At 62.1% G+C, this 26,957-nt stretch carries 21 protein-coding genes; 5 read left to right on the forward strand and 16 right to left on the reverse strand.

Annotation, left to right across the window (positions count from 1 at the left end):
- Positions 1–7 precede the first annotated feature (7 nt).
- The 8 genes from U5782_RS17910 to pcaB form a co-directional block, all read right to left on the reverse strand.
- The gene (locus U5782_RS17910; RefSeq protein ID WP_322045193.1) at positions 8–1,063 is read right to left on the reverse strand and encodes an ABC transporter substrate-binding protein; all 1,056 of its coding nucleotides are present in this window, start codon (positions 1,061–1,063) and stop codon (positions 8–10) included.
- A gap of 162 nt (positions 1,064–1,225) precedes the next feature.
- Positions 1,226–1,933 (reverse strand): amino acid ABC transporter permease, encoded by a 708-nt coding sequence (locus tag U5782_RS17915; protein WP_322045194.1) that lies wholly within the window; start codon positions 1,931–1,933, stop codon positions 1,226–1,228.
- On the reverse strand, positions 1,930–2,661 hold the full coding sequence (locus U5782_RS17920; protein WP_322045195.1) for an amino acid ABC transporter permease: 732 nt from the start codon (positions 2,659–2,661) through the stop codon (positions 1,930–1,932). The genes U5782_RS17915 and U5782_RS17920 overlap by 4 nt, the downstream gene beginning before the upstream one ends.
- 74 nt (positions 2,662–2,735) lie before the next feature.
- The gene (locus U5782_RS17925) at positions 2,736–3,569 is read right to left on the reverse strand and encodes an ABC transporter substrate-binding protein (RefSeq protein ID WP_322045196.1); all 834 of its coding nucleotides are present in this window, start codon (positions 3,567–3,569) and stop codon (positions 2,736–2,738) included.
- A 191-nt stretch (positions 3,570–3,760) separates the two neighbouring features.
- Positions 3,761–4,351, reverse strand: coding sequence for a flagellar transcriptional regulator FlhC (gene flhC / locus U5782_RS17930; protein ID WP_322045197.1), 591 nt, complete (start codon positions 4,349–4,351; stop codon positions 3,761–3,763).
- A 12-nt stretch (positions 4,352–4,363) separates the two neighbouring features.
- On the reverse strand, positions 4,364–4,681 hold the full coding sequence (gene flhD / locus U5782_RS17935; protein WP_322045198.1) for a flagellar transcriptional regulator FlhD: 318 nt from the start codon (positions 4,679–4,681) through the stop codon (positions 4,364–4,366).
- Between the two features lie 543 nt (positions 4,682–5,224).
- Complete coding sequence (locus U5782_RS17940) at positions 5,225–6,598, reverse strand: cation:dicarboxylate symporter family transporter (RefSeq protein ID WP_322045199.1); 1,374 nt, start codon at positions 6,596–6,598, stop codon at positions 5,225–5,227.
- 27 nt (positions 6,599–6,625) lie between these two features.
- Positions 6,626–7,996 carry a 3-carboxy-cis,cis-muconate cycloisomerase gene (gene pcaB, locus U5782_RS17945; RefSeq protein WP_322045200.1) on the reverse strand — a complete coding sequence of 457 codons (1,371 nt, stop codon included), beginning with the start codon at positions 7,994–7,996 and terminating at the stop codon, positions 6,626–6,628.
- A gap of 148 nt (positions 7,997–8,144) precedes the next feature.
- Here pcaB and U5782_RS17950 point away from each other — a divergent pair, with 148 nt between their 5' ends.
- The 4 genes from U5782_RS17950 to U5782_RS17965 all read left to right on the forward strand — a co-directional run bounded on the left by U5782_RS17950 (position 8,145) and on the right by U5782_RS17965 (position 12,910).
- Positions 8,145–8,897, forward strand: a complete 753-nt coding sequence (locus U5782_RS17950) for a GntR family transcriptional regulator (RefSeq protein WP_322045201.1) — start codon at positions 8,145–8,147, stop codon at positions 8,895–8,897.
- Between the two features lie 218 nt (positions 8,898–9,115).
- Positions 9,116–9,799, forward strand: a complete 684-nt coding sequence (locus U5782_RS17955; protein WP_322045202.1) for a gluconate 2-dehydrogenase subunit 3 family protein — start codon at positions 9,116–9,118, stop codon at positions 9,797–9,799.
- A gap of 52 nt (positions 9,800–9,851) precedes the next feature.
- On the forward strand, positions 9,852–11,621 hold the full coding sequence (locus tag U5782_RS17960; protein ID WP_322045203.1) for a GMC family oxidoreductase: 1,770 nt from the start codon (positions 9,852–9,854) through the stop codon (positions 11,619–11,621).
- 5 nt (positions 11,622–11,626) lie between these two features.
- Positions 11,627–12,910 carry a cytochrome c gene (locus tag U5782_RS17965; RefSeq protein ID WP_322045204.1) on the forward strand — a complete coding sequence of 428 codons (1,284 nt, stop codon included), beginning with the start codon at positions 11,627–11,629 and terminating at the stop codon, positions 12,908–12,910.
- Positions 12,911–13,048: 138 nt separating this feature from the next.
- On the opposite strand, the gene U5782_RS17970 is transcribed toward U5782_RS17965, so the two are convergent.
- The 4 genes from U5782_RS17970 to U5782_RS17985 all read right to left on the reverse strand — a co-directional run bounded on the left by U5782_RS17970 (position 13,049) and on the right by U5782_RS17985 (position 18,105).
- The gene (locus U5782_RS17970; RefSeq protein WP_415914356.1) at positions 13,049–14,980 is read right to left on the reverse strand and encodes a TonB-dependent receptor; all 1,932 of its coding nucleotides are present in this window, start codon (positions 14,978–14,980) and stop codon (positions 13,049–13,051) included.
- A gap of 571 nt (positions 14,981–15,551) precedes the next feature.
- Positions 15,552–16,856 (reverse strand): MFS family transporter, encoded by a 1,305-nt coding sequence (locus U5782_RS17975; RefSeq protein WP_322045206.1) that lies wholly within the window; start codon positions 16,854–16,856, stop codon positions 15,552–15,554.
- A 116-nt stretch (positions 16,857–16,972) separates the two neighbouring features.
- A complete protein-coding gene (locus U5782_RS17980) occupies positions 16,973–17,569 on the reverse strand; it encodes a thiamine pyrophosphate-dependent enzyme (protein ID WP_322045207.1) in 597 nt (198 codons plus the stop codon).
- Positions 17,569–18,105, reverse strand: a complete 537-nt coding sequence (locus tag U5782_RS17985; RefSeq protein WP_322045208.1) for a thiamine pyrophosphate-binding protein — start codon at positions 18,103–18,105, stop codon at positions 17,569–17,571. Before U5782_RS17985 ends, U5782_RS17980 begins: the two co-directional genes overlap by 1 nt.
- Before the next feature lie 121 nt (positions 18,106–18,226).
- Here U5782_RS17985 and U5782_RS17990 point away from each other — a divergent pair, with 121 nt between their 5' ends.
- The gene (locus tag U5782_RS17990; RefSeq protein WP_322045209.1) at positions 18,227–19,159 is read left to right on the forward strand and encodes a LysR substrate-binding domain-containing protein; all 933 of its coding nucleotides are present in this window, start codon (positions 18,227–18,229) and stop codon (positions 19,157–19,159) included.
- A gap of 23 nt (positions 19,160–19,182) precedes the next feature.
- On the opposite strand, the gene bamA is transcribed toward U5782_RS17990, so the two are convergent.
- The 4 genes from bamA to U5782_RS18010 form a co-directional block, all read right to left on the reverse strand.
- Entirely contained in the window at positions 19,183–21,492 is a 2,310-nt protein-coding gene (gene bamA, locus U5782_RS17995) for an outer membrane protein assembly factor BamA (protein WP_322045210.1), read from the reverse strand.
- A 95-nt stretch (positions 21,493–21,587) separates the two neighbouring features.
- Entirely contained in the window at positions 21,588–21,980 is a 393-nt protein-coding gene (locus U5782_RS18000) for a hypothetical protein (protein WP_322045211.1), read from the reverse strand.
- Between the two features lie 313 nt (positions 21,981–22,293).
- The gene (locus U5782_RS18005; RefSeq protein WP_322045212.1) at positions 22,294–23,733 is read right to left on the reverse strand and encodes an efflux transporter outer membrane subunit; all 1,440 of its coding nucleotides are present in this window, start codon (positions 23,731–23,733) and stop codon (positions 22,294–22,296) included.
- Positions 23,730–26,957 carry an efflux RND transporter permease subunit gene (locus tag U5782_RS18010; protein ID WP_322045213.1) on the reverse strand — a complete coding sequence of 1,076 codons (3,228 nt, stop codon included), beginning with the start codon at positions 26,955–26,957 and terminating at the stop codon, positions 23,730–23,732. The genes U5782_RS18005 and U5782_RS18010 overlap by 4 nt, the downstream gene beginning before the upstream one ends.

Here is a 26,957-nt window from a genome sequence, read left to right on the forward strand (position 1 = left end):
GGTAGGCTCAGCTTCCGCCAGCTGTCGCGGGATCGTCGAAGAAGTAGTCGCGCCAGGACTTCGGCTCGTTGCGGATCGCGCCCGTGCGGTACATGGCTTGCGCGAGGCTCAGCGTATTTTGCGGTGCGGTCTTGAACTGCACCTGCGGATCGCGCAGGATCTTCAAGAGCAGATTGCGGTCGATTTTCGAATCGTTCACGCGGATATAGATATCGGCCGCTTTCTCGGGATCGGAGGAGATCAGACGGGCAGCGTCGGCCAGCGCCGCGACGAAGGCGTGATACGTCTTCGGGTTATCGTTGCGGAACTTCTCCGTCGTGTAGAGCACGGTCGCCGAGCTGGGGCCGCCCAGTACGTCATACGAGTTCAGGACGATGTGCGCCTTCGGGTTGGCAGCCAGTTCCTGCTGCTGGAACGGCGGATTGCCGAAGTGCGCCGTGATCACACTGCTGTTGGCAATCAGCGCGGCGGCCGCGTCAGGATGCGGAATGGCCTGCGTGAACTTGTCGAGGCGGTCGAACTGCTTGTCGCCCCACTGTTTCGCCGCTGCGTACTGCAGCACGCGCGACTGCACCGAGACACCCACGGCCGGAACCGCGATGCGATCTTTGGCCGAGAAGTCCGCGATCGTCTTCACGTTCGGATCGGTGCTCACGAGGTAATACGGCAGATTGCCGAGCGAGGAGACGCCCTTCACGTTCTGGCGCCCATGCGTGCGGTCCCAGACCGTGAGCAGCGGGCCAACACCCGCACCTGCGATGTCCACCGCGCCCGAGAGCAGCGCGTCATTGACGGCCGCGCCGCCCGAGAGGCGCACCCAGTCCACCTTGATGTCGAGTCCGGCCTTGCGGCCCTCCTGCTCGATAAAGTGCTGGTCGCGCGCGACGTTCAGCATCAGATAGACCACGCCGAATTGCTCAGCGATGCGGATGGTGCCCTCGGCTTGCGCTGGTTGCGCGACGGCCAGCGTCGTCACGGCCAGTACGGCGGAAAGCGAAGGCGCTGCGACGCGGCGCAAGGCGTGTGCGCCGCGAGCAAGCGCGGTGCGAAGCAGGAACGGCATGGGAATTCCCCGTGATTGTCGTATTGGAAATGCGAAGCGCGGTGCCGCCCTGAAGTGCATCAGCGATGCGGCCGCCTCGATGCATCCAATCTACGTGCGCTCATCAGGCCTGACAACGAAGCAAATCCGATACGTTTATCCAATCGAGTCATAAAGCCGCTGCTAATGCATACGGGGCGGGACCACATTGCGTGCTTTCGCGCCCTCCCCAAGCAGACGGTGCGCGAGCCATTGAAGCCCGCCGCACAGCAGCAGATAGACAAAGCCGACAAACAGGAATATCTGCGCGGGATACACCATTAACCGGTTGTTCAACTGATTCGCGAGGAAGGTAAATTCCGGCACGCCCACGATATACGCCAGCGATGTGTCCTTGATGAGCGACACGCACTGATTGACGAACGACGGCATCATCACGCGCACCGCTTGCGGCAGGACCACTTCCCGTAGCGCCTGCCATTTCGTCAGACCCAGCGACAACGCGGCGTCACGCTGCCCGGTGCCGATCGACACGATGCCTGCGTACACCGAATGCGAAAGGTAAGCGCCGCCAATCAGCGCGAGCGCGCACACGACGGTTGCGAGACCGGGCACGTCGACGTGCAGCAGGATCGGCATCAGGAAGAAGGTCCAGAAAATCAGCATCAGCACGGGAATGGCGCGAAAGAACGCCACCACCGCCGTGAGCGCCAGTTTGACGACGCCGCGCGTCATCGCAAGCGCCACGCCGCCCGCGAGGCCGATCAGCGCCGCGAGCAAGGTCGAGAGGATCGAGAGCACGATCGTCAGCGCGACGCCGCCGAGCGGCCCGGCCGGGAACGAACCCAGCAGCAGGTAACGCAGGGTCGAAAGCCAGTCGAATTCGCTCATGCGCGGCCTCGCGACAGTGCACGCGTACCGGTGTGTTGCCAGACGACGAGCGCGACTTCAATGACCGCAATCGTCAGCACGTAAAACACGGTCGCAATGCCGAAGGCCTGGAATGTCTTGAATGTTTCGGTATCCACCTGGCGGGACATGTACGAGAGTTCCGCCACGCCAATGGCCATTGCAAGCGATGAGTTCTTCACCAGGTTCATGTACTGACCCGCGAGCGGCGGCGTGGCAATGCGCAACGCCTGCGGCAGGATCACGTAGCGCAGCGCGGTCCAGCGGCGCATGCCGAGCGCGGCGGCCGCGTGTGCCTGCGCCTCGCTCACGCCGCGCATCCCCGCGCGAAATTCCTCGCCGATGAAAGACGTCGTATAGCAGGTCAGCCCGATCCAGCCGGCCAGCAATTCGAAGCTCGGCCAGCGCAAGGTGAACGGTCCCCACGTGAGCGTGTGCGATGCGTTGAGCCACGTCATCCAGTCCTGCGGTAGCAACGCGGCCGCGCCGAAATACCAGAACAACAGTTGCACCAGCAACGGCGAGTTGCGAAACACGAACACATAAAGCGATGCGGCACGCGCCAGCGCCGCGCTACGTCCGCTACGCGCGATCGCGAGGGTGAAGCCGAACAGCGTCGCGCTCAGGCCCGCGCAGACGGAAAGCCACAAGGTGACGGCGAGGCCCTGTTCGAGCCATGCGAAATACTTCGGTTCAAGCCAGGTATGCATGAATCAGGACGCAGAAAGCACAAAGCCCGGGCCGCCATATAGCGAGGCCCGGGTCCGGATAGGGAGGCGGTGGATCAGTTGCTCTTTTGCGGATCGCCGATCTTGAAGAGACGCGGCAGCGGCGCGGCGCTCTTCGGGCCGAACCACTTGTCGTAGATCTGGGCGGCCTGGCCGTCCGCTTCGAGATGCGTGAGCGTCGTGTTCACCACGTCGAGCAGACGGGTTTCACCCTTCGGCACGCCAACGCCTTCATAGTCGTTGGAGATGGTGAACGCAGGAATCTCGTAGTTCGCCTTGTCCGGCACGCGTGCGAGCAGCGCCACGAGCTTCGGACCGTCCTGCGTGATCGCCTGCACGTTGCCTGTGCGGAGTGCGGCGAACGCAAAAGGCGTGTCGTCATAGGCCACAATGGTCGCGTTCGGATATTTCGCGCGCACCTGCTGTTCGTTGGTCGTGCCCTTGTCCGCGCCGATGCGCAAGCCATTGAGTTGATCGGCCGACTTGAGCGTGCCCTTCTTCGCGATGAACTGCGTGCCCGATGCGAAATATGGCGTGCTGAAATCGACTTCCTTCTTGCGCTCGTCCGTGATCGTGAAGTTGGCGAACACGAGATCGACCTTGCCCGACTTCAGAAACGCGATGCGATTCGCCGGGTTGGTCGGCTGCACCTCGAGCTTGACGCCGAGGCTTTTCGCCACGGCTTGCGCGTAGTCCACATCGAGGCCGACGATCTGATTGTCGGCGGAGTTGACGAAGCCAAACGGCGGATTGCTGTCGAACGCGGCCACCCGCAGCACGCCCGCCTTCTTGATGTCGTCCAGTCGATCCGCATGCGCCGCATTCGATGCCACGGCAAAGAGTGCCGTCAACAGTGCCGGAAGCACTGCGCCCCTGATCTTCATCTTCATTGCTGGATTTCCCTTTTTGTTTGTTGCGCCGTCGAGCGTTGGGCGCCCGGTAGCCTTGCCCGCACTCTAAAGGCGCAGGCTACGCAAGGGAACGAAGTTTTTTTCAGGTTGAAAGTCCGGGGAAAGATTTGGCGCACGCGATACGCGGCGACCGGATCGGATCGATGACAGGGCGAATCCCGTCCGCAGGACTACAGCTCGAGCGTGGCAACCGACGACACGGGACTGTCAGCCTGGTCGGCCGTTGCCTGCTCCGTCGCTTTGCGAGTCTTGCCTGCGCGCGACGGAGGCCGGCAGGCCCCGCACACGACGCCCTTCTGCAAATCATGCTTGTGGGCGACGAATTTACCCGAGCAACGGCAGCACGGCGTCAGTTGCAGCATCTCGGCGCCGAAGAAGCGCACGAGCGTCCAGGCACGCGTCAGATTCAGTACGGGCGCGTTGCCGGACTGCTCGCAGTGTTCGAGGTACAGCCGATAGGCTTTAGTGAGCGCATCCAGATGCGAGCAATTGGCTTCCTTCGTCAGGAACAGATACATGTTGAAGAACAGCGACGCATGGATATTGGGCAGCCACGGCATGTACCAATCGGCCGAGAATGGCAGCATGCCCTTGGGCGGCGACACGCCTCGCACTTCACGATAAAGCCGGATCAACCGATCGCGCGAAAGCGTCAACTCGCTTTCGAGCACTTGCATACGCGCGCCGAGCTTGATGAGTGCGATAGCACGGAATACTTCCTGTGCGTCTTCGGTGACGCTCCTTCTGGTTGTCGTATGCATGGTGGACCGTGCCTAGTCCAGTTGCTCGACGGGGTGGCCGGCCATCAGGATGGCGGCATGCGTGGCGGCGATCCCGGCCTGCTTCGATGGTTGCGTGAGCACCGATAGCAGCACCTGATCGTTAAAGCGGAAGGCGCAAAGCAGGTGGTCGGATGCGGCCAGTTTCACGACCTGGGCCAACGACAGGCCGACCACAAGGTCCGCGATCTCGGCCGACAAGCCAAGGCGAAACATGCCGATGGCCCAATCCTCGCGCAACAGGCGCTGTGCGAGCATGAGATAGGAGAGGTTGACTTCGCGAATGCTTTCCTGAACGTCGAGGGTGTTCATGGTTGTTAGCCTCATTCGCCGAACATCAGCGATTACGCTGAACGCATATCTCGCTTCATCCGCAAACTTCGCGTTGATGCGGGCCGAGTCAATGCCGATGAATCAAGCGTTTTATTGACGTTTTCAAAAGGAAAGATTAGTCCGGCCCTATCCACTTGGTCAATATTCATACGAATAAATTAAATCAATTGATCAGCGCTTGCAGTGAACAGTCTTTATCGCCTCTCTTCTATTCGCGGTAAGGATTTCTTGTCCGCTGTGAAGTACCGCCCATGCTTCGGCAAAGATGACTACGAAGCGTGAACTCTGATGAAACTGGCATTTAATGTATGTGGCCTGCATTGCTTTTATTCGGAAATGAGCAATGCCGATTTGGACGATTTTTATGGATATCGGCGCCGTCTTTTCGCTCGCGGGAGTCAAAGCGCATTGCTGATTGATCCGTGGGATTAATCAGCAGGTTTAAAACGGGCGAAAGTGACGCGTAGTACGAGTCTTTAAAGACGGGTGTCGTAAAGGCGCAAGCGCGCCTGGATCTCAACCTCAGCGCCAATCCGCGCCGCCCGTCGATACCGCCCGGTCGGTGCCAGGCCCTTCGGCCATGCCGCGCGATGCCTGGGAGTGCCGATTCAGCCATTGGTCGGCGGCCTGAGCATCTAGCGTGCCTGACCACTTCGCCACCACTACGGTGGCGAGCGCGTTGCCGATCGTGTTGCAGGTGGCGATCGCCATCGACATGAAGCGATACACGCCAAAGATGATCGCGACGCCTTCGACCGGCAGCACGCCCGTCGAAGCCACCGTGGCCGCGAACACCACGAACGAGCCGCCCGACACGGTCGCCGCGCCCTTCGAGGTGAGCAGCATCAGCAGCAGAATGCCGAGTTGATGCTCGAACGTGAGCGGCACGTTGTAGGCATGGGCGATGAAGAGCACACCCATCGACATGAAGATCGAGGTGCCGTCGAGATTGAACGCATAGCCGGTGGGCAGCACGAGACCGACCGTCTGCTTCGCGCAGCCAAGACGTTCGAGCTTGACGAGCAGGCGCGGCAACGCGCTCTCCGACGATGCGGTGCCCAGCACGATCAGGATTTCGTCCTTGATATAGCGGAGAAAGCGCCACATGCTAAAACCTGTTAGCCGCGCGATGGCGCCCATCACCACGAATACGAACAGCGCGATCACCGCATAGAAGCTCAGCACGAGTTGCGCAAGCGCGATCAGCACTGCCGTGCCGTTGCTGCCAACGGCGAATGCCACCGCGCCGAAAGTGCCGAGCGGGGCGAGCTTCATCACGACATTGATGAACGCAAACAGCACCTGCGAGACGAGATCGAGCCCTTCGCTGATCCGCACGCGCCGCGACTCGGGAATCGCCAGAATGCCGATGCCGACCATCACCGCGAGCACGACCACCTGCAACAGTTCGCCCTTCGCAAACGCGCCGATGAAGTTGTCGGGCACGAGGTGCATCACGAACGCGCTGAAGCTTTGCGGCGGCGGCGCCTTGGCAACCGTCGCCGCGCTGCTGGCCACACCATGCGAAGCGAGCGCGGTCATGCCCTTGCCGGTCTGGAGCAGATTGCCGGCGAGCATGCCCACCGCCAGCGCGATCGTCGAGACGCCCTCGAAGTAGACGAGCGAGCGCCAGCCCACGCGGCCCGCGCTGCGCGCATCCCCTGCCGATGCGATGCCGTGCACGATCGTGAGAAACACGAGCGGCGCGACACCCGCCTTGATCAGCGCGAGGAAGATGTCGCCGAGCACCTTGAGCTGCGCCGCGAAGGCCGGAAACACGATGCCCACGCCGATGCCCAGCACCAGCGCGATCATCACCTGCATGCCCAGGCGTCGATACCACGGTTGCCGCACGAGCGGCGCCAATGCCCCGTCAGCGGGGATCTTGTCGTTCATGATGTGTGCTCCTCCAGCCTCTTGCGGTCAGATTTCGCTCGACGCCGCGAGCGCGCGGTCCACCATCTGCGGCGCGAGGCCCAGATAGTTGGCCGGATCGGTCATGCGGTCGATCGCGGCGCGATCGAAGTGATGCGTGACCTCGGGCAGCGCGGCGAGCGCGTCGGCCAGCGTCCCGCCTTGCTCGTTGACCGTGCGGCAGGCGTCGTAGACCAGATCGTGCGCCTGTTGCCGGCCCGTGAACGGCGCCATCTGCATCATCGCGGCCTCGGCCACGATCAGACCGCGGCTGATGCCGAGGTTGTGCTTCATGCGCGCTGTGTCGACGATCAGGCCGCCCAGCGCGAACTTCGCCTGATGCAGCGCACCCGAGGCCAGAATGAAGCTCTCCGGAATCGCGATCCATTCGGCGTGCCAGGGACCGGTTGCGCGCTCGAAGTCCTGGATCATCGCATCGACCATCAGGCCCGCATGCTGGCGCACGGCCTTGGCCGCCGCGAGCATCAGTTCGCTCGAAATCGGATTGCGCTTTTGCGGCATCGTGCTGCTCGCGCCGCGGCCTTTCACGAAGGGCTCGTAGACTTCCGCGAACTCGTTGGACGCCATGATCATGATGTCGGTCGCGATCTTGCCCAGCGACCCCGTCACGAGCGCGAGCAGGTTCACCGCTTCGGCAAAGCCATCGCGGGCGACGTGCCAGGTCGTGGTCGGCACGCCAAGGCCGAGTTCCTGCGCGAGCGCCTGCTGAACCGCGAAACCCTTCTCGCCGATCGAGGCGAGCGTGCCAGCCGCACCGGCGAACTCCACCACCGCCACGCGCTCGCGCAGTTGCGCGAGGCGCTGCTGATGGCGGTCGAACATGGCCAGCCAGATCGCGGCCTTGTAGCCGAAGGTCACGGGCAGCGCCTGCTGCAAATGCGTGCGGCCCGCCATGGGCGTGTCGCGATGCTTCTTCGCCAGGTCGGCGAGGATGCCGCGCAGTTCGCGGATGTCGGCATCGACCGAATCGAGCGCATCGCGCACCTGCAACGCCACGGCCGTGTCCATGATGTCCTGCGTGGTGGCGCCCCAGTGCACATAGCGCCCCGCTTCGCCGCACATGCCGACGAGCTGGTGCACGAGCGGCAGGATCGGATAGCCGACGATGTCGGTTTCCTCGCGCATATGGTCGAAGTCGATGCGCTCGATCTGCGACTCGCGGGCGATGGCTTCGGCCGCTTCGGCCGGAATCACGCCGACTCGGGCCTCGGCTTTCGCGAGGGCGACTTCGACGTCGATGTAGCGCTGGATCAGCGCGGTATCGGAGAAAACGGCGCGCATTTTGGCGGTGCCGAAGGCGTCGCGAAACAGGATGGAATCGACGACGGTGCTGGAAGCGGGCATCTGGCTGCGGATCATGGTTCGGTGTCGGTGCGTGAATTTTGGGAGGGGCGGACCGGCGATCGCGTCGCACATATGTCCGGACATATTTAGAGTAATATGTTCGAACATATTGTTCAAGTCGTGATTTACCCTGGACGCGGCACGCACGCCTTAAACTTCCGCCATGAACAGACCCCGCTTTGCCGAAATCGCCCGCGAACTGACCGAGGGCATTGCTTCAGGCCGCTTTCCGGTGGGCAGCTATCTGCCCACCGAACTGGAATTGCGCGACCAGTACCAGACGAGCCGCCACACGATTCGCGCCGCGCTCCACGAGTTGCAGCAACTCGGCTTCGTGTCGCGCCGCAAGAATGCGGGCACGCGCGTGGAGTCGGCGCAACCGCGCAACGGCTTTCGGCCCACGCTGGCTTCGGTGGACGATCTGGTGCAATTCGGCAGCGAGAACCTGCGCGAAGTGCAGTCGGTGGAGGACGTGGCGGCCAATGCCGAACTCGCGCGCCTGCTTCAGTGCGACGAGGGCGAACGCTGGCTGCGCATTTCGAGTCTGCGCGTGGAGCGCAACGGCCAGCGCGCGAGCGCGTCGGTGCCGGTCGGCTGGACCGACGTCTATATCGATCCGGCCTACCAGGAAGTGGCCGACCAGGCCCGCACGGAACCGGACACGCTGATTAGTTCGCTGATCGAGACGCGCTACGGACGGCGCGTAGCGGAGATTCGCCAGGACGTGAGCGCGCTGATCCTGCCGCCTGAGATGGCCGCTCGCCTGGCGGTCGACGCCGGCACCGCCGCGTTGCGCGTGGTGCGCCAATATCTCGATGCGTCGGGCAAGACGTTCGAGGTGTCCGTGACCGTCCACCCCGCCGAGCGCTTTTCGATTTCGATGCGCCTGCAGCGCTCGGAGGATGAAGGGGCTTAACGGCCGCGCTACTGGCGGCTCGGCCGGTTGACGCATTCCAGCCGCCGGATTTGCTCCGGTTCCGCCGATGCAGTTATACGACGTCCTATCTTAAATTTTGTGATATTGTCGCGGCCCAACGCTCCTGGGTGGCCTGAATTCGCCATACCAGGCGATATCAACCGCCCCACAGCATTTTTGTCATGTCATCAGACATCTCAACATCGCGACGCAAATTCTTGCTGTCGTCGATATTGGCGCTGCCCACGCTGGGCGTGCTCGTCAACACGCTCAGCGCCGCCGAAGCTGCCGAGCTGGCCGCGCCGGACCTGCATACGTACCGGCCCGCATTTTTTTCCTCTGAAGAATGGGCGTTCCTGCTCGCGGCCTGCGATCGGCTGATTCCCGCCGATGGACGCGGCCCGGGCGCACTCGAAACCAATGTGCCGGTTTTCATCGACCAGCAACTGCACGGCGATTTCGGCCGCGAGATCTATCTGCAAGGGCCGTTCGACACGCAGGCGCCGAAGGAACTCGGCTACCAGCTGCCCTATACGCCGCAAGAGATCTATCGGCGCGGCATCAAGCTCACCGACGCGTATTGCCGCGAGCACTATCACTTGCGCTTCAGCGCACTCGACGCCGCGAAGCAGGACGCCGTGCTCAAGGCGCTGCAAGGCAACGACATCCATTTCGCCGATGGCGGCGATAGCGCGCTCAAGGCGAGCCAGTTCTTCGGCGAATTGCTCGCCGATTCGAAAAACGGCTATCTCAGCGATCCGATGTATGGCGGCAATAAAGGCATGAAAGCCTGGATTGCGATTGGTTTTCCCGGCGCGCGGGCGAGCTTCCTCGAATGGGTCTCGCAGCACAACGTGAAATATCCCCTCGGGCCCGTGAGCCTGAAGGGACTTCGCGCTTGAGCGCCGACGCTTCGCGCGAACGCAGGCGTATTCAGAATCAACGAGGAAAACCGTGGCAAAAATAACCAATGACGCCGTCGACGTGGTCGTCGTCGGACTCGGCTGGGCCGGCTCGCTCATGAGCATCGAACTCGCGCAGGCCGGTCTGAAAGTGCGCGCGCTCGAGCGTGGCGAAGACCGCAGCAACGCCGACTTCGCCTATCCCAAGCCAGCCGACCAGTACGCCTATGGCGTGCGCAACAAGATCATGGTCACGCCGCGCGACGGCGCGCTGACCGTGCGCCATTCGGCAAAAGACACCGCGCTGCCGACGCGCAAATGGGGCGCCTTCGTGCCGGGCACCGGCGTGGGCGGTTCGGGCCTGCACTGGACCGGTGTGCTGATCCGCCCCACACCCACCGATCTCAAGCTCAAGACTTACGCCGATCAGGCCTACAAGAAAGGCCAGCTTGAAGCCGGCATGCAGGTGCAGGATTTCCCGTTCAGCTGGGACGAGATCGAGCCGTACTACGACTTCTTCGACAAGGTGTGCGGACTCTCGGCAAAAACCGGCAATCTGCGCGGCAAGATCGTCGAAGGCGGCGACCCTTTCGAAGGGCCGCGCTCGAATCCGGCTCCCCTGCCCGCGCTGGAAGACACGCTGAACAACACGATGTTCGCGGACGCGGCGCGCAAGCTCGGCTATCACCCGTTTCCGAATCCGTCCGCCAACGTCTCGCGCGCGTGGACCAATCCGTACGGCAACCAGATCGCGCCGTGCAACTACTGCGGCTATTGCAGCAAATACCCGTGCCTGAACTTCTCGAAGGCCTCGCCGCAAACGGCGGTGCTCGACGCGCTCAAGCGCATGGAGAATTTCTCGTACCGCGTGAATGCCAACGTGCTGCGCGTGGACATGCACGCCGACGGCAAGACCGCCAAGGGCGTGACCTACGCCGACGAACACGGCAACGAAGTGTTCCAGCCCGCGAAAATCGTGGTGCTGGCCGGGTTCCAGTTCGTCAACGTGCGCCTCATGCTGCTCTCGGGCATCGGCAAGCCCTATGACCCGGTGAGCGGCAAGGGCGTGGTGGGCCGCAACTACGCATTCCTTAGCAATGGCGGCGCAACGCTGTTCTTCAAGGACAAACACTTCAATCCCTTCGCCACGGCGGGCGCGACGGGCCAGATGTTCAACGACGTTTCGCCCGGCAACTTCGACGGGCCGTCGCTCGGCATTCTCGGCGGCGCGAAGATCCATAGCTCGCAGTCGAGCGGCGCGCCGATCGGCACTTCGCTGCCGCCCGGCACGCCCGCGTGGGGCCGTGGCTGGAAGGAAGGCATGCAGGACTGGTACGGCCATTCGATGAAGATCAGCATCACGACGAGTTGCATGTCGTATCGCGATCATTACGTGGATCTCGACCCCACCTACAAGGACCCGTGGGGCCAGCCGCTGCTGCGCATCACGTTCGACTGGAAGCAGAACGAACTCAAGCTTCAGCAGCATTTGCGCAAGATCGTGCTCGATGTCACGAAGGAACTGAAGCCGGACAGCTACAGCGAAAGCTTCCTCTCGATGGATTCGCACTGGGACATCACCAAATACGTGTCGACGCACAACGTCGGCGGCGCGGTGATGGGCGACTCGCCGGAAACGAGCGCGCTCAACCGCTATCTGCAAAGCTGGGACGTGCATAACGTGTTCGTGCCGGGCGGCAATGCCTTCCCGCAGAACTTCCAGGCCAACCCGACCGCGACGATCGGTGCGATCACTTTGTTCGCCGCCCGCGCGATCAAGGAGCAGTACCTCAAGAACCCCGGCCCCCTCGTGCACGCATGATCGCCATGAACTTTCTGAAGACCATTACGGCCGCGGCGCTCATGGCGAGCGCGGCATTAGCCCCTGCGTTCGCGCAGGCCCAGACCACCGCTCAAGCGCAGAATCCGAGCGCCGCCCTCATCAAACAGGGTGCGTATCTCGCGCGCGCGGGCGATTGCATGGCCTGCCATAGCACGACGGGCCGCAAGCCCTATACAGGCGGCCTGCCGATCGTGAGCAACATCGGCACGATCTATTCGACCAACATCACACCGGGCAAGCGCAACGGTATCGGCAACTATACGGAGCAGCAGTTCGCGGCGGCGGTGCGCCAGGGCATTCGCGCGGATGGTTCGCACCTGTATCCGGCGATGCCCTATCCGTCTTACGCGAAGATCTCGGACGCCGATATTCACGCGCTCTACACCTACTTCATGCAAGGCGTGGCGGCGAGCAACGATCCTGCGCCCGCCACGGATCTGAGCTTCCCGTTCAATCAGCGCTGGGGCATGGCGCTGTGGAACTGGGCGTTCACGTCGGACGCGCCCTTCAAGGGCCCCGATGGCGCAAGCGAGCAGGTGCAACGCGGCGCATATCTGGTGGAGAGCCTCGGCCACTGCGGCAGTTGCCATACGCCGCGCGGCTTCGCGATGAACGAGAAGGCGCTCGACAGCAGCAATGCGCTATTCCTCGCGGGCGGCACGCTCAATGGCTGGAACACGCCCTCGTTGCGCGGCATGTCGCGATGGAGCCAGCAGGATATCGTCGACTACCTGCAGACGGGCCGCAACAACCGGGCCGCCGTGGCGGGCGAGATGACCTCGGTCGTCTATAACAGCACATCGCATATGAGCGATGCTGACCTTGCTGCCATCGCTGCGTATCTGAAGACCTTGCCTGCGTCAGGTGAAAAAACGGCCGCTGTGCAGCCGAGCGCAAGCAACACGACCGCGAGGCTGACGGCCGCCCAGAACCTGACGCTCGGCGAACGGCTCTATGTCGACAATTGCAGCGCCTGTCACTTCGTCAACGGTCAGGGCGCGCCGCGCGTGTTCCCGCATCTCGACGGCGCGACTGTTGTGGATGCAACCGATCCGACGGGGCTGATCAAGGTCATTCTCGCGGGCGCGCGAACGCCATCGACGGCGAAGGCGCCGTCGGTATTGCCGATGTCGGGCTTCGCCGATCGTCTCGACGATGACGAAGTCGCCCAACTCGCGACCTTCGTGCGCGGCGCCTGGTCGAACCGTGCGGGCGTGGTGGATGCCAGCGAAGTACGCGCAGTGCGCGCGACGGTGTCGAGCCAGTAAGCGGTAGCCGCCGGATCAACGCATCCTGCCAACGCGGCGCATTCGGTTTCCAGCCGATGCGCCGCTTTTTAATTTCCCGCGATCCTTTTTCGGCGAGTAAAAGGCGACTCAGGGCCGTCCGGAGCGCCGACTTCAGTATCAGAAGTCCACGGTCGCCGACGCAAACACCGTGCGCGGCGCACCAAGGGAAATCGTCCCGTACGAGGCCACACCCGACCAATACTTGCGATTGAAGGCGTTGAGCAGGCCCGCCCGGAAAGTGGTCGACTTCGCATAGATCGACGTGGTGTAGCGCGCGCCGAGATCGACCGTCGTCCACGATGGCACAGACTGCTTGTTGGCCTGGTCGAAATACTCCTGGCCCGTGAAGTTGACGCCTCCGGTCAGCGTCAGCCCCTGCACCCACGGCAGGTCCCATTCGGTGCCGAGATTGGCCATCCAGCGCGGCACGCCAACCGGACGATTACCCACTGTCGAGGCACTGTTCGTTTTCGTGAGTTCGGCGTTGAGATACGTCACGCCGCCAAGCAGCCGGACACCCTTTAGCGGTTCGCCCGCGAACGCCAATTCGAGGCCCTGGTTGCGTTGCTCGCTGTCGACCGCATAGACGGTGCCGTAGAGCTGACCGCTTGGCTTCGTGATGCGGAATGCCGCCAGCGTCGCCATGACGTTGTGGTAGTCCAGCTTGACGCCGAATTCCTCTTGCTTAGCCTTGTAGGGCGCAAATACCTGCCCTGCGTTCGACGCGGTGGTCGGCGCGATGTCGCCACGACTCAAACCTTCGACGTAGTTCGCATACAGCGACACATACTGGATGGGTTTGAAGACGATGCCGACCAGCGGCGTGAGCGCGCCCTTGTCGTATGACGACGAGTTCGCGCCGGTGACCGTATTGAAGTTATTGGACTGGATCTGTTGCTGCCGCAGGCCAGCGGTGAGTTGCACGCGGTCGTTCAGGACGCTGAGCGTGTCAGCCAGGGCCACGCCGTAGAGTTGCGACGAAGAGACCTTGGGCACGCGTGACGGCGAGGCGATATCCTGCTCGGGACTCGCAATCGGCGAATAGATGTTCGACAGGATCGCCGAGCCCGAATTGCTCCCATTGGCGATCCGGTCGCGGTAAATACTGGCCATGAGGGTGACCTGATGCGATACCGGGCCGGTGTCGAAGTGCGCGCGTGCACCCGTATCGGCGCTCCAGCGATTGACCTGGAATTTCCAGTTCTGCGGCGTCGAGCGCGTGTCGCCCGCGGCATCGAGTATCGTCGGCGTCTGGTCGGACAGGCGTGACACATCCGTTTTCGCGGTGCCCGCATCGGCGAATAGCGTGACGTTGCGACTCGCGTCGTATTCGGTATGCAGCAACACCGATTGATCGAGCGATTTCCACCATCCCCACGACTGGGTGACATTGCGCGCGCCATCCGGCGCGGACGGCACCGCGAGTCCTGAGGTCAGCAGGAAGGGGCGCGTCGGCGCATCGACCCACTGATACTGCTCGATGAAGTCGAGCGTCGCGCGAAAGCGCTCGCCCTGATAGTCCAGTGACAGCGCCCCCACCTCGGAGCGCGAATGTTGATTGTCGAGCGGGGTACTGCCCTGGCGATGCAGGCCGTTGAACCGGACCCCAAACTGCCGATCATTGCCAAACCGTCGGCTGAGATCGACGTGCTCGCCAAACTGGGCGTCCGACGTGTAGTCGATCCCCACGCGTGTGAGGTCCTGCGCGAGCGGCCGCTTGGGCACCACGTTGACAACGCCGCCCACGCCGCTATTGGGCGACATACCGTAGAGCAATGCGGCCGGTCCCTTGACGACTTCCACACGTTCCACATATTCCGGGAACACGTGATAGTTAGGGACGACGCCATACACTCCGTCGAACGCAAACTCGCTGACGTTGCCTTCGTTGATGGGAAATCCACGGATATAGAACGAATCCGTTACGCCGCCAGTCTGGCCGGTGAAACGGATCGACGGGTCCTTGTTCAGCACGTCGGCAAGCGTTTGCGCCTGCTGGTCCTGCATTCGCTTCGACGTATAGCTGGTCACGCTAAATGGCGTGTCCATCGCATCCTTGTTGCCCAGCAACCCCACCCTTCCCCCCTTAGCAATCTGGCCGCCTGCATAAGCCCCTGGCAGTTCATCCGAAGTCGATCTCGCACTGACTTTTACCGCGGGTAATTCCTTCGGTTTGTCTTGACTCGACGGTTCGGTTTGAACGGGAGTTTGAGCATAAACAGGAGTGCTAAATCCATAGCCGAAAGCTGCGGCAAAAGCGATTCGCAGCGCCAGAACCAGCGGTTTGCAAGCGCCCAGGGGCTGAGATGGTAAGACGTTCCGGGATGGTCGGATGGGTTGATAAATCCGCAGAGACATGGTCGTAAGTCGATGTTTTTGTTGATTAAATTATTCACAACGAGTGCCTTTCAACTTGTTAACAATAGCGCGAACGAGAACTATTCGCAATACACAATGCGGGAAAAGAGGCACTCGGCATCGACTACGCGGCATTAACTTTCAGAACGTTGTTTTCCGCCCAATAAGCAAAGACTTAAGGTTCTCTTAAGCTATTTTCAAAATTGCATTGACCTACGCCGCCCTGCTCCTCGCAAGACTGTTCGCGTAGGCCTTACGCGATTCAATCGCGCAGATAACCCTCTTTCGCCGGGTCGCGCATCGTAAAGGACACGACGGCAACCAGCGCACACATGCCCGTCACGTACCAGGGAAATACCGATTCGGCGCCCGCTGCCTTGAGCGATAACGCAGCGTATTCCGCAGAGCCGCCAAAGATCGCGTTGGCAAGCGCATAAGGCAAGCCAACGCCCAAGGCCCGAATCTCAGGCGGAAACAGCTCTGCCTTGATCAGTCCGCTAATCGACGTGTAAAGGCTGAGCACTGCCAGCGCCACCAGAATCAATCCAAACGCCGCATACGGGCTCACAACATGCCGTAGCGCATCGAGCAAGGGGACGGTTCCCAGCGTCGCGAGCACGCCAAACGCGAGCATCGAGCGCCGCCGTCCTATCCGGTCGGACAGTGCGCCAAAGGCCGGCTGCATCAGCATGTACACGATCAGCGCGGCCGTCATCACACCGCTCGCCGTCTTTGCGGACAGGCCTGCGCTGTTGACGAGATACTTCTGCATATACGTGGTGAACGTATAAAAGGCGAGCGAGCCGCCCGCCGTGAAGCCGATCACGGTCAGCACTGCGCGCTTGTGCGCGAGCAGCCCGCCCAGCGTTCCAGCCTGGGCGTCGTGACGTGTGCGTGCCGTTGTCGTTTCGTCGAGCGAGCGACGCAGATAGACGGCGACCAGTGCGCCCACCGCACCGAGCGCGAATGGCACGCGCCAGCCCCACGTCGCCAGTTCGTCGTGAGACAGTACGAGTTGCAGCACAACGACCACAACGAGCGCGAGGATCTGGCCGGCGATGACGGTCACGTACTGAAACGACGAGAAGAACCCGCGCCGCCCAGCCTGCGCGACTTCGCTCATGTAGGTCGCGCTCGTGCCGTACTCTCCGCCCACCGAGAGCCCTTGCACACAACGGGCAATCAGCAGCAAGGCCGGTGCGAGCGCACCCATCTGGCCATAGGTCGGCAAGAGGGCAATCGCGAGCGAACCGCCGCACATCATGAACACCGACATCAACATGGCCTTGCGGCGCCCATGACGATCCGCGAGCCGGCCAAAAAACCAGCCGCCCACCGGCCGCATCAGGAAGCCGGTTGCAAACACGCCCGCTGTATTCAGCAATTCAGTGGTGCGATTGCCCGAAGGAAAGAAAGCGTGCGCAAAATAGAGCGAGCAGAACGAGTAGATAAAAAAGTCGTACCACTCGACCATATTGCCCGCTGACGCCCCCACAATCGCGCGGATTCTACGACGTGTGTCGGCGGCGGCCGGCATCGAATCGGATGCCAACGCGTGAACTTTCATGGTGTCTCCTGCCATTGGGATTTCACAGGCGGTCTGACGCCGCCTTGAAAAAATCCGATATGCGATGCGAGGCGGATGAGGCTCCCCTCGCCCGCTCGACTAGTCACTTGCCACGATCAGAACGGCTCGAACCCGAGCCCTGCCCGGAAGCGATTCTTGACGTACACGCCGTCCCGCGGCGGAAGCACCCGCGGCGGCTCGTCCGACGTGATATGGACCTGAGCGAACGTCGTGCCCTGACGCGCATGGATTCTTTCGGCGATCTGTGAATAATCGGACTCGCTCCAGATTGAAAAGGAATCCTTGATACCGAAGCCTTTCGACACCGCGACGAGATCCGTGCCCAGGCTCGAGTGGCTCTGCTGCATGCCGGTCTCGCCATAATGGCCGTTATCGAGTACGACAAGGGTGAGGTTCTTCGGCAGCTTCGCGCCGATCGTACCCAACGCGCCAATGCCCATCAATTGCTCGCCGTCGCCAGTGACAACCAGCACAGCCTTCTGCGGTTGCGCCAGGGCCAGCCCAAGTCCCATCGCTGCGGCCCCGCCCATCGCGCCCCACAGATAGAAGTTGCCGGGCCGGTCGCCCGCGGCAAAGACGTCATATGAGGGGGAGCCGAGCCCGGTGATCACCAGCGTCTCCGGCGCGGCGGCCAACAGCTTCGAAACAAACGCCCGGCGCTCAATCACCGGCTTCCTGTTCTGCTCGCCCATTATTTTCTCTCCCACTTCTTTCGACCAATCAGGCTTTGCGACAGCAGGACGGCAACCCGCTCGCCCGCTTCGAAGGCCGCGTCGAAGCCCGCGCTGACGATCTCTTCGACGTCTTCCGGGTGCTCCACTCGCAGCACGGTAATGCCCATCAATTCGAGCGCGGCCTGCGTGGTCTTGCCCATCGGCCCCTGCCACGGATTGAACTCGGCGTACTCGCCGCGCATGGTGACGAGCGTGAAGAAAGGGAAGTTGCAACTGCTCAGGAGTGAGAACATGTTCACGCAATTGCCAACGCCACTGCTCTGCATGAGCAGGACGGCTCGCTGACCGCCGAGCCACGCGCCGCTCACAACGGCGACGCCTTCTTCCTCGGTGGTGAGGACGATGTCCTGAATGTCCGCGTCCTCTTTCGCGCGGCGGATGACATGGGAATGGCCGGCATCCGGTACGTAGGCAACCTGGCGGACGCCGCCCGCTTTAATGACCGAAAAAATGGACTCCTGCCACGCTGGCGCTTGTCCCGTCACGCTTGTCATGTGATGTGCTCCTCCGTAAAGTTCACGCAGTCATCATAGAATGCGATACGAGAGCACCTGAAATAGAGTTTTGTGATTCAGGAATCACAAACATGCATGAGTACAGGACGGAGAGTTCGGCATGGACATCAAGCAGTTGCGCGCCCTTCTGGCCGTGGCGGAAACCGGCAGCGTCACACGTGCGGCGCAGACGCTGCACATCGTGCAACCGGCCGTGTCCCGCCAGCTCAAGTTGCTCGAGGAGGACATCGGCACCCCGATGTTCGAGCGCGGACGTTATGGCATGGCGTTGACGGAAGCCGGCGAGATTCTTGTCGATCATGCGCGCCGTGCGCTTCAGGAACTGGATCGAGCACGCGCGGAAATCCATCCGGACGATGCGCAGATTTCAGGCGACGTCACGATCGGGCTACTGCCGAGCGCAGCCGGCCTGCTGGCCGGGCCGCTCGTGAGCGCGGTCAGGGACCGCTACCCGGCGATTCGCCTGAGGATTGCCGTTGGCTATGCCGGTCATTTACAGAAGTGGCTGGATTCGGGCGAAGTGGATGCGGCGCTGCTCTACAACCCGAAAGACACGCCTGCGACCGAGATTCAGGTTCTGCTCGAGGAGACGCTTTGCCTCATCAAGCCGCCGTCGAATGAACCCGATCCCGCCCACTCCGTGAATTTCACGGACCTCGCGGGCCAACCGATGATCATGACAAGCGCGCCTCACGGCATTCGCAGTCTGCTGGAACAGGCCTGCCGCGAGGCGAATATCACCTTCGATGTCGTAGCCGAAACGAACTCGATGGAAGTGCAAAAAACGCTCGTCGCGCAAGGTCACGGTTTTACCGTGCTGCCCGCTATCGCGGTGATGGACGATGTGGCGCGCGGACAATTGCGCACGGTGGAATTGCGCCACCCCCGCTTGCTGCGTCGTATCGTGCTGGCGCTGCCCACCTCGCGACGCATTCCCACCGCGGTGCGCTGCACCACGGCACTCCTCGTCACCGAAATGAAAAGCGCCGTGATGCGCGCAGCGTGGCCGTCCGCGCGTTGGCTTGGAGACTGACGCTGCGGCCGTTGCGCAGGTCTCTAGAACGACGTCCCAATCTGGAACTGGAACTTCTGATACTGGTCGCCCGCATGCTTGACGATAGGGAAACCCATGTCGAGCTTGAGCGGACCAATCGGCGAAATCCATTCCAGGCCCACGCCGTAGCTGTACCGCAAGCCATTCGCGCCGGTGCTGCTGCCTTCCGATCCCCAGACGTTGCCGCCGTCCACGAACGTGAACACACGCAAGGTGCGATCGTAGCCCGTGCCCGGCAGCGGGAACGTCAACTCGACGTTGCCGACCACCATCCGCGAGCCGCCGATCGGATCGTTGGTGCTGGTGTCGCGCGGCCCGAGCGAGCCCGACTCGTAGCCGCGCACGGAGCCAATACCGCCCGCATAGTAATTCTTGAAGATCGGATAGGCCTTGCCTCCCAGCCCATTGCCGTAGCCGCCCTGGAAATTGAAACCCAGCACGAAGCCGCGTGCGAATGAGTAGTAGTACTGCAGTTGCGCATCCGCCTTGTAGTACTGCATCCCGATGGGCGTGCCGTACTCCGCGTTCGCCTGGGCAAAGTAGCCGCGGCTCGGCACCAGCGCGCTGTCGCGGTTGTCGCGCGACCAACCCACGGTGAGCGGCGCGGTATTCGAAACGCGCCCGAATTCCTTGACGTAATCCTTATACGTTTGCGGCGTTTCGTCGTCGATATCGAGCCGATCCTGCTCCAGGCCCAGACCAAAATACACCATGTCCGATTCCGAAAACGGAATGCCGAACTTCATGTCCGCGCCATAGGAAATGATGCGAAAACTCGTGTCGTTGGTGCTCGAATAATAGAGCGGCTCCGACGTCCGGTAATACACGTCGGTGATGCGCTTGATGCCGTCGATCGTGAAATACGGATCGGTCTGCGTGACCGAGAGCGTGCGCGATGTCGATCCCGTATTCACATTCAAGGAAAGGCTGTTGCCCGAGCCGAACACATTGTCCTGCGAAATGCCCGCGGAAATGGTCGGGCCTTCGCTCGATCCATACCCCACCCCGAGCGAAATCGTCCCGGTCGGCTTTTCGGTCACTTCCACGTCCACATCGACCTGATCCTGCGTGCCCTCCACGGGCACCGTGCTCACCTCGACGTTGGTGAAATAGCCCAGCCGGTTCACACGATCCTTGGAAAGCGACAGACGGCTCGAATCGAACCAGGCGCCTTCGAGCTGGCGCATTTCGCGGCGCACCACTTCGTCACGCGTGCGCGTGTTGCCCACGATGTTGACATGCCGAACGTAGACACGTCGGCCCGGCACGACCTGTAGCGTGAACGCCACCGTGTGATGCAACTGGTCGATCTGGGGTTCGGCATTGACGGTGGCAAAGGCATAGCCATATTCACCGAGTCGGTCGACGATCGCCTTGGTGGTGTCCTTGAGTTTTTGCGCCGAAAAAAGTTGCCCCGCCTTGAGGCCGATAAGCTTCCTCAATTCCGCCTCGCGATCGAGCAGGTTGCCGGCGAGCTGCACGCTTGAAACCGTATACGGATCGCCCTCATGGATCGACACGGTCAGATACATGTCTTTCTTGTCGGGCGACAGCGACACCTGGGTGCCGTCGATGTTGAACTCCAGATAACCGCGGTCGAGATAATACGAGCGCACGTTTTCCAGGTCCCCGGTCAGTTTCTCCTTGCTGTACAGGTCGTTTTTCGTGTACCAGGAAAACCAGTTGGGTGTAGCAAGCTGCATTTCGTCGAGCAGCGTGCTTTCCGGAAACACGTGATTGCCGATGAAATTGATCTGGCGGATCTTCGCGCTCGGACCTTCGATCACGGAAAACAGCAGGCCCACGCGGCCGCGGTCGATGGGCGTGACGGTCGTCGTGACTTCCGCCGCGTAGAAGCCGCGCGTGAGGTACTGGCGCTTGAGTTCCTGTTCGGCCTTGTCGACGAGCGCCTTGTCGTAGTTGCGTCCCGCCGACAGCCCCACCGCCCTGAGCGCCTTCGTGAGATTGTCCTTGTCGAATTCATGGATGCCCGCGAAATCGATCGTGCCGATGGCCGGTCGCTCCTGCACGCGCACGACGAGCGTGCGGCCTTCCGCCGAAACGCGCACGTCGCTGAAGAATCCCGTGGCATACAGCACGCGGATCGCGTTGGACGCCTTGTCGTCGGTAAAGGTGTCGCCCTGCTTGATCGGCAGATAGGCAAAGACGGTGCCGGCCTCGATTCGCGTCAGTCCGTCGATGCGGATGTCCTGAACCACGAAGGGTTCGGTCGCGTGCGCCGTCACGGCCAGGCTGGCCCCGCAGGCGAGAGTCAGGGCGTGCAAACGGTGCTGGGTGGAAAGAACTGTCATGCGAAATTCAGGCGTGAGCCCCGGGAAAGCGCCGCGTTGCGGCAGGAGAAAGAAGGAGCGGCAATCACAACAACCAGTGCGCGGCAACGATCGGGCTATTGCACGCGCATCGCCGGGGGGCGCTGCGGCGCGGCGAGGCCCGTGGCGACCGAAAGCCCTTCGGTCATATGCGCGGCCTGCGCCGGGAGAAGTCGAAACGCGAGTTCCGCGCCGCCGGGAAGGCGAAAGCTCACCACCAGGTCTTGCGCGGGATCCGTTGCGCGGCCGATTTCCCATGCCTCGCACGGCATGGCGAATTTGATGCTGCGCGTGCTTTGACGGATACAGGCGGAGCGGCCAATCGCATTGGAAAGCGCGGCCAGCAATTCATGCATGACCGAACAATGCACGGCGACACGATTGGGATGATTGCTGCTGACCACGAGATACTGTCCGTCCGCGGTCAACTCGAATCCGGACAGCGTATCGATGGTGAATATCGTGGACATGACGACGTGTGCCCTCCAGGCTGAAACCAGCTGTGGAGTGTAGTGGCCGTGATTTCCGGCGTAATTCGCGATCTATTACGTAAACTGTCAGCCTGCAAATGACGCAACGTAATCAAGTCGGCTGAAAGCTTTGTTTAAGGCAGTGCGCGCGCAGCGAAAGCTAATGACAATTTGAAAGATGCGGTGATCAAACCGATTACTGAACCTATCGGTTTGCGTGGTTCGCGATGCGATCGACGAAAAAAAACGGAGGACCCGCAGGTCCTCCGTTCGTTTGCCGAAGCGTTTTCCGATTCGTTTCGAAGATGTGCGCTTACTTCGAAACCGCCGCGGTTTGCGCGCTCGCGCCGGTCTCGTTCCATCCGCCGCCCAACGCCTTGTAGAGCGTGATCAGATTGGAGAGCTGCGAGAGCGTATCGGTCACGAGTTGCTGCTGCGCCGTGTAAAGCGAGCGCTGCGCGTCGAGCATCGTCAGGAAGCTGTCCGTGCCGCGTTGATAACGCGCCTGCGCAATGTCGTAATAGCGCTGCGCTGCCATCACGTATTCGCGGTCGGCTAGCGTTTGATCGACATAGGTGGTGCGTCCCGCCAAGGCATTCGCCACTTCCTTGAAGGCCGTTTGAATGGCCTTTTCGTAGTCGGCGATGTCGATGTTCTTTTCGATTTTCGCTACGTCGAGCGAGGCCTTGTTGTAGCCGTAATCGAAAATAGGCATCGTGATCGTCGGCGCGAACGTCCATGCGCCGGTGCCGGCCTTGAAGAGGCTGGAAAGGCTCGTGCTCGACGTACCCGCCGACGCGGTGAGTTCGATCTTCGGGAAGAACGCCGCACGCGCCGCGCCCACATTCGCATTGGCTGCCTTCAGCGTATGCTCCGCTTCCACGATATCCGGCCGCCGCACCAGCAGGTCCGAGGGCACGCCTTCGCCGATATCCGCCAGCATGGGTTCGCTGCTCATGAGCGTGGCGCCTTGCGGCAGATCGTCGGGCAGCGGACAGCCAATCGCCTCGACCAGATCGTTGCGGTCCTGCGCCACCGCGCGCGTATAGGACGCAAGACTCGAACGGGCGCTCGCCAGCGACGTGCGTGCCTGCTCGACGTCCTGCATCGACGAACTACCGCGCTCCATCATCTGGAGCGTCAGTTCGTAGGTGTTGCGATCGGCCTCCACCGTGCGGCTCGTGATCGCGAGGCTCTCTTCGTCGGCGAGCAGTTGCAGATAGTCGGTGGCCACCGTGGCGATCAGGCTCAGTTGCGTGCTCGTACGCGCCGCATCGGTCGAGAGATATTCTTCGAGCGCCTGCCGCTTCAGGCTGCGCAGCCGTCCAAAGAAGTCGATTTCCCACGCGGAAATGCCGATGCTCGCGCTGCTCGTCGACGTGGTCGTGCCGGACGCGCGTTCGCGCGTGAACGATCCGGATACGTCGACGGTCGGGGCAAGATCCGCACGCGCGATACGGTATTTCGCCTCGTACTCCGCAACGTTGAGCGCGGCCACGCGCATGTCGCGATTGTTTTCCAGCGCGAGTTCAATGAGCCGTTGCAGGCGCGGGTCCTTGAAGAAGTCGCGCCAGCCCACATCGGCCGCTAGCGGCGCGGTTTGCGCGGTGCTGCTTTTCGCGGCGTTGCTGCGATAGGCATCGCCCGCCGGCCACGCCGCATCGACCGGCGCGGCAGGCCGCTGATAAGCCGGATCGAGCGTACAGGCGCACAGCGCCGTCGCGACCAGCGCGCTCAGGAGCTTGAGTTTCATGCGTCCCCCTCCTGCGACGATTGAGTGTGTTGCGGCTGCCCATGTTCGCCGAACAAACGACGCACCACGACAAAGAACACCGGAACGAAAAAGATCGCGAGCACCGTGGCGGCAATCATGCCGCCCGCCACGCCCGTACCGATGGCATGGCGCGCGTTGGCGCCCGCCCCCGAACTCACGACGAGCGGCAACACGCCGAACACGAACGCGAGCGAGGTCATGAGAATCGGGCGCAGCCGCATATGCGCCGCTTCGATCACGGCGTCGAACAGCGAGCGGCCTTCCGCCTGCAAGTCCTTGGCGAACTCGACAATCAGAATGGCGTTCTTCGTGGAAAGACCGATGGTCGCCAGCAGCCCCACCTTGAAGTAGATGTCGTTGTCCAGACCGCGCAAATGCGCGGCGGCAAGCGCACCCAGCACGCCAAGCGGCACCACCAGAATGACCGCCAGCGGCACCGACCAGCTTTCATACAAGCCCGCGAGGCAGAGGAACACCACGACGATCGAAATGGCGTAGAGCCAGGTGGCCTGCGAGCCCGCCTGTACTTCCTGGTACGATTGCCCGGTCCATTCGACGCCGAAACCGCTCGGCAACTGCTTCGCGATTCGCTCGACGGCCGCCATCGCGTCGCCCGTGCTCGCGCCCGGACCCGTTTGCGCCGACATGCCCATCGCCAGTTGGCGGTTATAGCGCTCGACCTGCGGCGGCCCGAAGCCCCAGCGGCTCGTCGCGAACGCCGAGAACGGCACCATCTCCGAGTCATAGCCGCTCGTGGAAGAGCTGGACGATGACGACGATGTGCTCGAACTCGAAGAAGAGGAGGACGAGGACGACGACGAAGAGGATGACGAAGTACTCGCGCGCACGAACCACGTGCCGATATCGTCGGGCATCATGCGATACGGCGCATCGGACTGAACATAGACCTTCTGGATACGGCCCGTGTCGATATAGTTGTTTACGTAGGACGAACCAAACGCGGTCTGCAACGTATCGTTGATATCGGAAACCGACAAGCCGAGCGCCGAGGCCTTTTCGCGGTCGATATCGACCTGAAGCTCAGGCGTATCCTCCAGACCCGAAGGACGCACCATCGCGAGCGCAGGCTCCTTCGCCGCCAGTTGCATGAACTGGTTGCGCGCCGCGAGCAGTTTCGTGTGGCCCTGTCCCGCGCGATCCTCGATTTCAAAGTCGAGACCGCTTTGCGTGCCCAGCTCCTGGATCGCCGGCGGGCTGAGCACGAAGGTCTGGGCGTTGCGATTCGCGCCAAGCTTGCGGTTCGCGCGCGCCATGATCGCGGCCGCGCTGTCTTTCGATCCGCGCTCCTTCCAGTCCTTGAGCGAGACGAACGCGAAGGCGTTGTTCTGCCCCTGGCCGTTGAAGCTGAAGCCGTTCACGGTGATCATCTGCGCGACACCGGGTTCGTCGTGCAGGAAATAGTTTTCCGCAGCCTCGACGACCTTGAGCGTCTGCGCGGCAGGCGTGCCGACCGGCGTGCTGATCGAGACCAGAATGAAGCCCTGATCTTCGTCCGGCAGATAGGAGGACGGCAGCGTCACATAGAGCAGCGCAACGATGCCGCCCACGAGGCCATACACCAGCATCCAGCGCAGCGGCTTGCCGATAATGCGCGTCACTGCGTTGCTATAGCGCGCGTTGCCGGCAGCAAACTTCTTGTTGAACCAGCCGAAAAACCCGCGTTTGACTTGATGACCTTCAGGCTGCGCCTGCAACAAAGTCGCACACAGCGCGGGCGTAAGCGTGAGCGCGAGCACCACCGACAACACCATCGCCGACACGATCGTGATCGAGAACTGCCGATAAATCGCACCCGTCGAGCCGGAGAAAAACGCCATCGGCACGAACACGGCGGTGAGCACGGTCGTCACGCCGATCAGCGCGCCCGTGATCTGTCCCATCGCCTTGCTCGTGGCCTCGCGCGGCCCGAGCCCCTCCTCGGTCATGAGCCGCTCGACGTTCTCCACCACCACGATGGCGTCGTCCACCAGCAGGCCGATCGCCAGCACCATCGCGAACATCGACAGCACGTTGATCGAAAAGCCGATCACCGCCATCACGCCGAAGGTGCCGAGCAGTGCGACCGGCACCACGATGGTGGGGATCAGCGTCGCTCGCACGTTCTGCAGGAACAGATACATCACGATGAACACCAGCACGATCGCTTCGAGCAGCGTCTTGATGACCTCCTCAATCGAGATGCGCACGAACGGCGTGGTGTCGTACGGATAGTTGACCTGCACGTCCTTCGGCAATTCCGACTGGATTTCGGCGAGCTTCGCGCGCACTTCGCGCGCCACTTCCATCGCGTTCGCGCCGGTCGCAAGCTTGATCGCCAGCGCGGCGGCCGGCTTGCCGTTGTAGCGCGACGAGGTGTCGTAACTGTCGCCGCCCACTTCCACGCGCGCGACGTCCTTCAGGCGCACTTTCGAGCCATCGCTGTTCACGCGCAGCAGGATGTCGCCAAACTGGTCGGCCGTGGTGAGCAGACTCGACGAGCGGATCGTCGCGTTGATCGCCTGCGAGTCGGTCGACGGCGCGCCGCCCACCTGGCCCACGGAAAGCTGCACGTTCTGGTTCGTGATGGCCGTGGTGACGTCGGACGTCATCAGGCCGACGCTGCGCAGCTTCACCGGATTGAGCCAGATGCGCATGGCGTGCTGCGCGCCGAACAGCGTCACGTCGCCCACGCCGTTGAGCTGCGAGAGCGGATCTTCGATCTGCGTGGCGACGATGTTGCCCAGATCGATCGAGTTATAGGTGCCGCCCGGCGAGGACAGCGCGACGATCATCATGAAGTTCGTCGACGCCTTGGCCACCTGGATGCCCTGCTCCTGCACCGTCTCCGGCAGCGAGGAGGTGGCCTGGCTGACCTTGTTCTGCACCTGGACCTGGGCGATGTCGGGATCGGTGCCGGCCTTGAACGTGAGCGTGATCGTGGCCTGCCCCGACGAACTGCTGGTCGACGACATGTAGAGCAGATTGTCGATCCCGCCCAGCTTCTGTTCGATCACCTGGGTGACGGTGGCCGTCACGGTGTCGGCGGAGGCGCCCGGGTAGGTCGCCGTCACCTGCACCGAAGGCGGCGCAATCGTCGGGTACTGCTCCACGGGCAGCGTGGTGATGGCCGCGGTGCCCACGAGCATGATCACGATCGCGATCACCCACGCGAGAATCGGCCGCTTGATAAAGAATTGAGCCAT

The organism is Paraburkholderia sp. J67 (genome assembly GCF_905220265.1).
In the GTDB taxonomy this organism is placed as follows: domain Bacteria; phylum Pseudomonadota; class Gammaproteobacteria; order Burkholderiales; family Burkholderiaceae; genus Paraburkholderia.

Bases quoted from the DNA above. Each gene is read 5' to 3' on its own strand.
- U5782_RS17910 (WP_322045193.1), bottom strand. From the start codon at position 1,063: ATGCCGTTCCTGCTTCGCACCGCGCTTGCTCGCGGCGCACACGCCTTG.
- U5782_RS17915 (WP_322045194.1), bottom strand. From the start codon at position 1,933: ATGAGCGAATTCGACTGGCTTTCGACCCTGCGTTACCTGCTGCTGGGT.
- U5782_RS17920 (WP_322045195.1), bottom strand. From the start codon at position 2,661: ATGCATACCTGGCTTGAACCGAAGTATTTCGCATGGCTCGAACAGGGC.
- U5782_RS17925 (WP_322045196.1), bottom strand. From the start codon at position 3,569: ATGAAGATGAAGATCAGGGGCGCAGTGCTTCCGGCACTGTTGACGGCA.
- flhC (WP_322045197.1), bottom strand. From the start codon at position 4,351: ATGCATACGACAACCAGAAGGAGCGTCACCGAAGACGCACAGGAAGTA.
- flhD (WP_322045198.1), bottom strand. From the start codon at position 4,681: ATGAACACCCTCGACGTTCAGGAAAGCATTCGCGAAGTCAACCTCTCC.
- U5782_RS17940 (WP_322045199.1), bottom strand. From the start codon at position 6,598: ATGAACGACAAGATCCCCGCTGACGGGGCATTGGCGCCGCTCGTGCGG.
- pcaB (WP_322045200.1), bottom strand. From the start codon at position 7,996: ATGATCCGCAGCCAGATGCCCGCTTCCAGCACCGTCGTCGATTCCATC.
- U5782_RS17950 (WP_322045201.1), top strand. From the start codon at position 8,145: ATGAACAGACCCCGCTTTGCCGAAATCGCCCGCGAACTGACCGAGGGC.
- U5782_RS17965 (WP_322045204.1), top strand. From the start codon at position 11,627: ATGAACTTTCTGAAGACCATTACGGCCGCGGCGCTCATGGCGAGCGCG.
- U5782_RS17970 (WP_415914356.1), bottom strand. From the start codon at position 14,980: ATGGACACGCCATTTAGCGTGACCAGCTATACGTCGAAGCGAATGCAG.
- U5782_RS17975 (WP_322045206.1), bottom strand. From the start codon at position 16,856: ATGAAAGTTCACGCGTTGGCATCCGATTCGATGCCGGCCGCCGCCGAC.
- U5782_RS17980 (WP_322045207.1), bottom strand. From the start codon at position 17,569: ATGGGCGAGCAGAACAGGAAGCCGGTGATTGAGCGCCGGGCGTTTGTT.
- U5782_RS17985 (WP_322045208.1), bottom strand. From the start codon at position 18,105: ATGACAAGCGTGACGGGACAAGCGCCAGCGTGGCAGGAGTCCATTTTT.
- U5782_RS17990 (WP_322045209.1), top strand. From the start codon at position 18,227: ATGGACATCAAGCAGTTGCGCGCCCTTCTGGCCGTGGCGGAAACCGGC.
- bamA (WP_322045210.1), bottom strand. From the start codon at position 21,492: ATGACAGTTCTTTCCACCCAGCACCGTTTGCACGCCCTGACTCTCGCC.
- U5782_RS18000 (WP_322045211.1), bottom strand. From the start codon at position 21,980: ATGTCCACGATATTCACCATCGATACGCTGTCCGGATTCGAGTTGACC.
- U5782_RS18005 (WP_322045212.1), bottom strand. From the start codon at position 23,733: ATGAAACTCAAGCTCCTGAGCGCGCTGGTCGCGACGGCGCTGTGCGCC.
- U5782_RS18010 (WP_322045213.1), bottom strand. From the start codon at position 26,957: ATGGCTCAATTCTTTATCAAGCGGCCGATTCTCGCGTGGGTGATCGCG.